The organism is Aquabacterium sp. A08, assembly GCF_011742065.1.
On record NZ_JAAQQT010000655.1, the window covers coordinates 23,608 to 30,503 of the forward strand.

Here is a 6,896-nt window from a genome sequence, read left to right on the forward strand (position 1 = left end):
TCGGCCTCAACCGCCCCTGGGCTGCAACGCCGGTACCCGGTTGATGGCCATGGCCGCTGCGGCGGTGCGCGTCTCTACCCCCAGCTTGGCGTGGATGCGTTCCAGGTGCTTTTTCACCGTGGCAGGGCTGGCGCCCAGGATGTCGCCGATGTCGCGGTTGATCTTGCCTTTGGCCACCCAGTACAGCACCTCGGCCTCGCGTGCGGTCAGGCCAAAGGCCTGCACCAGTGCCTCCAGCACGCTGGCGTCGGACGTTTCCTGCATCACAATCAGCCAGTCGCCGCCCTCGCCGTTGGGGCTGGCGTCGGTCGGGTCGCCCACCACCAGGTGCAGGCGAAAGGTCAGGCGGCGCGGGCCGTGGTCCAGCGTCAGGCGCGGGGGTTCGGTGGGCGGGCGGTCGGTGGCTTGCAGGTCGGGCAGGTGGCGGCGCAGCCATTGCAGCACCTCTGGTGGCGTCTCCGGCGCTTCGGTGCCGCAGTAGCGGCGCAGCAGGTCGCGCGCCAGCGGGGTCTGCCACATCAGCCGCCCGTCGCGTTCGCGCACGGTGATGGTGGCGTAGCCGAAGGCATCCAGCGCATTGCGGGCCTGCTGCTGCTCCACCGCGCCGCGCTGGGCCTGCCGGGCGGTGCGCAAATGCACGCCCATGCGCGCAATCACCTCCTGCGGTTTCACCGGCTTGGTCACGTAGTCCACCCCGCCGGCGGCCAGGGCGTGGACCAGGTGTTCGGTTTCGGTCAGGCCGGTCATGAAGATGATGGGGATGTGCGCGGTGGCCGGGTCGGCCTTCAGCCGCCGCGCCACCTCGAAGCCGTCCATGCCCGGCATCAAGGCGTCCAGCAGGACCACGTCGGGCTGGGCCTGGCGGGCGCGCAACAGGGCCGATTCGCCGTTGAGTGCCACCAGCACGGTGTGCCCGGTTTCGTCCAGCGTGTCGTGCAGCACGGCCAGGTTGTCGGGCACGTCGTCGACGATCAGCACGACCGGCGCGGTGTCAGTCTCCAGGGGGTTCGGTCGCATCCAGCGCCTCTTGCAGCAGGTGTTCAATCGCATCGAAGCGGAAGCCGCGGGCCAGGGCGCGCAGGGGGTCGGCTTCGGGCCCGGGGGTGAGCGCGTCCAACCGGCGGATGAAGCCCCGGTAGTAGCCCAGCCGCGCCAACTCCAACAGCGCCGCCAGGTCGGTGGGCGCCCAGCGGGGCAGGCACAGGGGCGCGGGCGCCGCCGCGCGGGTGGCCGGCGCCGCGTCGGGCGCCACCGCCAGCCAGTCCAGTTGCAGCCGCTGCCCCAGCCAGCGCAGCAGTTCCGCCCGGCGCACCGGTTTGACGAAAAAGTCTTCCGCCGGCAGGCCCACCGGGTTGCCCAGGCCCTTGTCGAACGCGTTGGCCGACACCACCGCCCAGGCCGGCAGGGCGGGCCAGCCTTCGGCGCGGGCCAGCGCCCGGATGCGCACCAGCGTTTCCCAGCCGTCCATGCCGGGCATGGCCAGGTCCATGAAGAGGGCGTCGGGCCGCACACCGGCGCGCAGGCACTGCAGCGCGTCCTCGCCGTGGGTGGCCAGGACCACATCAAAACCCAACGGCTCCAGCCAGCTCAGCAGCAGGTGGCGGTCGGCCTCCTCGTTGTCCACCACCAGCACGGTGCGGCGCCGGCCGCCGTAACCACTCACCGCCACGGCGCTGGCCGGTGTGGCCCCCCCCGCTTCTCCGTGTACCTCGGGCAGGAACAGGCGCAGCCGGAAGGTGGTGCCCTGCCCCGGCTGGCTGTGGGCGGTCATTTCGCCGCCCATCAGGTTGGTCAGCATGCGCGCGATCGTCAGGCCCAACCCGGCGCCGGTGGCGCTGCCCATGCCGCCCGCACCGCTGGCCGCACCGCGCGCGAACGGCTCAAACACCTTGTCCAGCTCCTGCGCGGTCATGCCCGGGCCGGTGTCGGCCACCTCGAACACGGCCATCTCGCGCCCGTAGCTCACGTTCAGGCGCACCTCGCCCTGGCTGGTGAACTTCACCGCGTTGCCCAGCAGGTTGATGAGGATCTGCCGCAGCCGCTTGTCGTCGGCCCGCACCGCCTGGGGCCACAGCGCTGGGGCCTGGAACACGAAGCGCAGGCCCTTGGCCTGGGCCTGCAGCTCGAACATGCCGGCCACCTCCTCCAGCAAGGCCTTCAGGTCCAGCGGTTTCACATCCAGTGCGAGCTTGCCCGCCTCGATGCGGGCCAGGTCCAGCGTGCCTTCGATGAGTGACAGCAGGTGCTCCCCGCCACGCAGGATGACGCGGATGGCGTGCGCCCGGTGGGCGGGCATTTGCGCGTCTTCCTGCAGCAGTTGGGCGTACCCCAGGATGCTGTTGAGCGGCGTGCGCAGTTCGTGGCTGATGTTGCTGACGTAGCGCGTCTTGGCCTGGTTGGCCTGGTCGGCCGCCGCGCGGGCCTTGTCGGCCACGAGCTTGGCGCGCTGCAACTGCTCGTCGGTCCGCTGGTGCGATTCGATCTCCTGCATCAGCAGCCGGGTTTGCCGGTTCGACTCTTCCTGCGCCACCTCGCGGCTGCGGTGCGCCAGCACCAGCCACCAGGCCACCACCGCCGACACCATCAGCAGCACCGCATACACCTTCAGGTAGCCGGTGCGCAGCAAGGCCTGCAAGGTGGCCGGCGTGTCGCCGCCCCAGGCGGTGACCAGGCCCGCACCGTCGGCCAGGGCGCTCTGCAATCCCTGGCGGTACAGCAGCCCCAGCACTGCGGCCAGCACCGGCGCCATCACCAGCATCAGCAACAGGTAGTGCGCCAGACCGGCGTCCAGTTGCGGCCACCAGCGCCGCGGCGTGAGCCGGCGCAGCACCGCCGTCCATTGGGCCGACAGGCGCGCGTGGGGCTTGCAGGCGTCGCCACAGCGCGCGTCCAGCGTGCAGCACAGCGAACAGATGAAGCCCTGGTACGCCGGGCAGTGCGCCATGTCGGGCGCCTCGTATTCGGACTCGCAGACCACGCAACGTTGCAGCCGCAGGGGCCCGCGGTCCGCACCAACCGGCTGCAGCGTCCAACGGCGCCCCGCGTCGGGTGTGTCACCGGTCGGCACATCGTCCACGGCAGGGCTGCGGGCCAGGTAATAGCGCCCTCGCGTCCACCAGGCCAGCAGGGGCGAAACCACAAACGCCGTCGCCATCGCCACCATGGCCGAAAACGCCTGCCAGCCCGGCCCCAACAAGCCCAGGTGGGCCACGATGCCCAACGCCGACGCGGCCACCATCGAGCCCACGCCCACCGGGTTCACGTCGTACAGGTGGGCGCGCTTGAATTCGATGCCCTGGGGCGACCAGCCCATGGGCTTGTTGATGACGAGGTCCGCCACCACCGCCATGATCCACGCCATGGCGACGTTGGCGTACAGGCCCAGCACGTCGCCGAGCGCCTGGAACACGTTCATCTCCATCAGCATGAAGGCGATGGCGGTGTTGAACACCACCCACACCACGCGCCCAGGGTGGTGGTGCGTGAGGCGCGAAAAAAAGTTGCTCCAGGCCAGCGAACCGGCGTAGGCGTTGGTGACGTTGATCTTGAGCTGCGACACCACCACGAACAGCGCGGTGGCCGCCACCGCCCAGCCGTAGGGCAGCAGGTACTCGTAAGCCGCGAGGTACATCTGGTTTGGGTCCACCGCGCGCTCGGCCGGCACCATGTGCTGCAGGGCCAGGTGGGCCAGCAGCGCGCCGCCGATCATCTTCAGCACCCCCGGCACCACCCAGCCTGGCCCGCCCGCCAGCACCCCCAGCCACCAGCGCCCGCGCTGTCCCGCTTGCTCGGGCGGCATGAAGCGCAGGTAGTCGGCCTGCTCGCCCATCTGGGTGATCAGCGCCAGCCCCACCGTCAAGGCCGCACCAAACAAGTGCCAATCGAAGGCGCCGCCCACCCCGGATTCACCGGCATAGTGCACCACCCGCGACAACGCACCCGGATCGAGCCACATCACCGCCACATAAGGCACCACCATCATCACCAGCCACAGCGGCTGGGTCCACACCTGGAAGCGGCTGATGACCGACACCCCGTGGGTGACCAGCGGAATCACCACCACCGCGCAGACAAAGTAGCCCCACGCGGGCGGAATGCCCATGGCCAGCTCCAGCGCATAGGCCATCACCGCCGCCTCCAGCGCAAAGAAGATGAAGGTGAACGACGCGTAGATGAGCGAGGTGAGGGTGGAGCCGATGTAGCCAAACCCCGCGCCCCGGGTCAGCAGGTCCATGTCCACCCCATAGCGCGCGGCATAGACGCTGATGGGGCAACCTGCCAGAAAAATCACCCCCCCGGCCGCCAGGATGGCCCACAGCGCGTTCACCCAGCCGTACTGCACCAGCAGCGTCGCGCCCACCGCCTCCAGAATGAGGAAGGACGCCACGCCGAACGCGGTGTTGGCCACCCGCCATTCGGACCAGCGCCGGAACCGCTGCGGGGTGTAACGCAGGGCGTAGTCTTCCAGCGTTTCGCTGGCCACCCAGCTGTTGTAGTCCCGCCGAACTTTGACGATGCGTTGCGTGGCGGGAGGGGCAGCGGCCGGGGTGTTCACCTCAGGTGCGGTGCAGCTTTCATGCCAAACCGCAACGCCGCCGCCTTCAGGCCCGCCTCACTGCCCCGCCAGCACCCACCGTGCCGCCTTTTCCGCCATCATCAGCGTGGGGCTGTTGGTGTTGCCGCTGGTGATGGTGGGCATGGCGCCGGCGTCCACCACGCGCAGGCCCCGGATGCGGCCGCCGCGCCCGTCGCGCACCCGCAGGTGGCTGTCGAGCACGGCCGCCGGGTCGCCGTCGCGGCCCATGGCGGTGGTGCCCACCGGGTGGAAGATGGTGGTGGCGATGTCGCCGGCCAGCTTCGCCAGCTCTTCGTCGCTTTGGTATTGCCGCCCGGGCTTGAATTCCTCGGGCCGGTAGCGGGCCAGCGCCGGCTGTGCCACGATGCGCCGGGTCAGCCGCAGGCTGTCGGCGGCGATGCGGCGGTCCTCGTCGGTGGACAGGTAGTTGGGCGCGATGGCGGGCGCCTGGGCAAAGTCCGCGCTTTGGATCTGCACCGTGCCGCGGCTGCTGGGGTTGAGGTTGCAGACGCTGGCGGTGAAGGCGGGGAAGGGGTGCAGCGGCTCGCCAAAGGCGTCCAGGCTCAGCGGCTGCACGTGGTATTCCAGGTTGGGGTGGGGCTGGTCGGGCGAACTGCGGGTGAAGGCGCCCAACTGGCTGGGCGCCATGCTCATGGGCCCGCTGCGCTTGAGCGCGTATTCCAGCCCAATCTTGGCCTTGCCCCACCAGCTGTTGGCCAGGGTGTTGAGCGTTTTCACCCCCTGCACCTTGAACACCGCGCGGATCTGCAGGTGGTCCTGCAGGTTGCCGCCCACGCCGGGCAGGTCGGCCTGCACCGCAATGCCGTGGCGCTGCAGCAGCCCGGCCGGGCCTATGCCCGACAGCTGCAAAATCTGTGGCGAGCCGATGGCGCCGGCGCTCAGCACCACCTCGCGCGCGGCGCGCACGGTGTGCAGGTGGCCGTCCTTCAGCACCTCGGCGCCGGTGCAGCGCAGGTGGCCGTCGCTGCCGGTGCCCAGCGTCAGGCGTTTCACCTGGGCGCCGGTCCACACCGTCAGGTTGGGGCGGTGGCGCACCGGGCGCAAAAAGGCTTTGGCCGCGTTCCAGCGCCAGCCGCTTTTCTGGTTCACCTCGAAGTAGCCCACGCCCTCGTTGCAGCCGCCGTTGAAGTCGGGGCTGGCGGGAATGCCGGCCTGCTGCGCCGCCTGGGCGAAGGCGTCCAGCACGTCCCAGCGCAGGCGCTGTTTTTCCACCCGCCATTCGCCGGTGCTGCCCACGTGGCCGTTGCCGTGGCGGGCGGCAAAGGCGGGGTCGCTCTGGCCGTCCTGGCTCGGGTCCAGGCGGTAATGGTCCTCGTGCGCCATGAAGTCGGGCAGGCTGTTGCCCCAGGTCCAGGCGTCGTCGCCGGTCAGGCGCGCCCACTGGTCGTAGTCGCGGGCCTGGCCGCGCATGTAAATCATGCCGTTGATGCTGCTGCAGCCGCCCAGCGTCTTGCCGCGCGGGTAGCGCAACCGGCGCCCGTTCAGGCCGGGGTCGGGCTCGGTCTGGAACAGCCAGTCGGTGCGCGGGTTGCCGATGCAGTACAGGTAGCCCACCGGAATGTGGATCCAGTGGTAGTCGTCCGGCGGGCCGGCTTCCAGCAGCAGCACGCGGTGCGCCGGGTCGGCGCTCAGGCGGTTGGCCAGCAGGCAGCCGGCCGTGCCAGCGCCCACCACGATGAAGTCGTAGGTGTGGTCCAAGAGGGTCTCCTCGGCGGGCCGCCCGGGTGGGGCGGTCGGGTGGGCGGTGGCGCGTCGCTTATTTCGACGTCGGCATCACGAACTCGGCGCCCTTGCCAATGCTTTCGGGCCAGCGCTGCATCACGCTTTTTTGCTTGGTGTAAAAGCGCACGCCTTCTTCGCCGTAGGCGTGCATGTCGCCAAACAGGCTCTTCTTCCAGCCGCCAAAGCCGTGCCAGGCCATGGGCACCGGAATCGGCACGTTGATGCCGACCATGCCCACCTGGATGCGCCGCGCAAACTCGCGCGCCACGTGGCCGTCGCGGGTGAAGCAGGCGGTGCCGTTGCCAAATTCGTGATCGTTGATGAGCTGCACCGCGGTGGCGAAGTCGGGCACGCGCACACAGGCCAGCACCGGGCCGAAGATCTCTTCCTTGTAGATCTTCATCTCGGGCGTCACGTGGTCGAACAGCGTGCCGCCCATCCAGAAGCCGCCCGCGCAGCCTTCGCCGGTCTGCGCCGCGTCGAACTGGCGGCCGTCCACCAGCAGCTGCGCGCCTTCGGCCTGCCCGGCGGCGATGTAGCCGCTGATGCGGGCGTGGGCGGCGGGGGTGACGATGGG

At 70.0% G+C, this 6,896-nt stretch carries 4 protein-coding genes; all 4 read right to left on the reverse strand.

Features of this window, described 5'->3' with window-relative positions:
• Positions 1-6: 6 nt before the first annotated feature.
• Entirely contained in the window at positions 7-1,017 is a 1,011-nt protein-coding gene (locus tag HA630_RS15135; protein WP_208300099.1) for a response regulator transcription factor, read from the reverse strand.
• Positions 992-4,555, reverse strand: coding sequence for an ATP-binding protein (locus HA630_RS15140; RefSeq protein WP_371809261.1), 3,564 nt, complete (start codon positions 4,553-4,555; stop codon positions 992-994). The genes HA630_RS15135 and HA630_RS15140 overlap by 26 nt, the downstream gene beginning before the upstream one ends.
• A gap of 57 nt (positions 4,556-4,612) precedes the next feature.
• On the reverse strand, positions 4,613-6,295 hold the full coding sequence (locus HA630_RS15145; protein WP_166834903.1) for a GMC family oxidoreductase: 1,683 nt from the start codon (positions 6,293-6,295) through the stop codon (positions 4,613-4,615).
• A gap of 58 nt (positions 6,296-6,353) precedes the next feature.
• A partial coding sequence (locus HA630_RS15150) for an aldehyde dehydrogenase family protein (RefSeq protein ID WP_166834901.1) occupies positions 6,354-6,896 on the reverse strand: 543 nt, incomplete at its 5' end.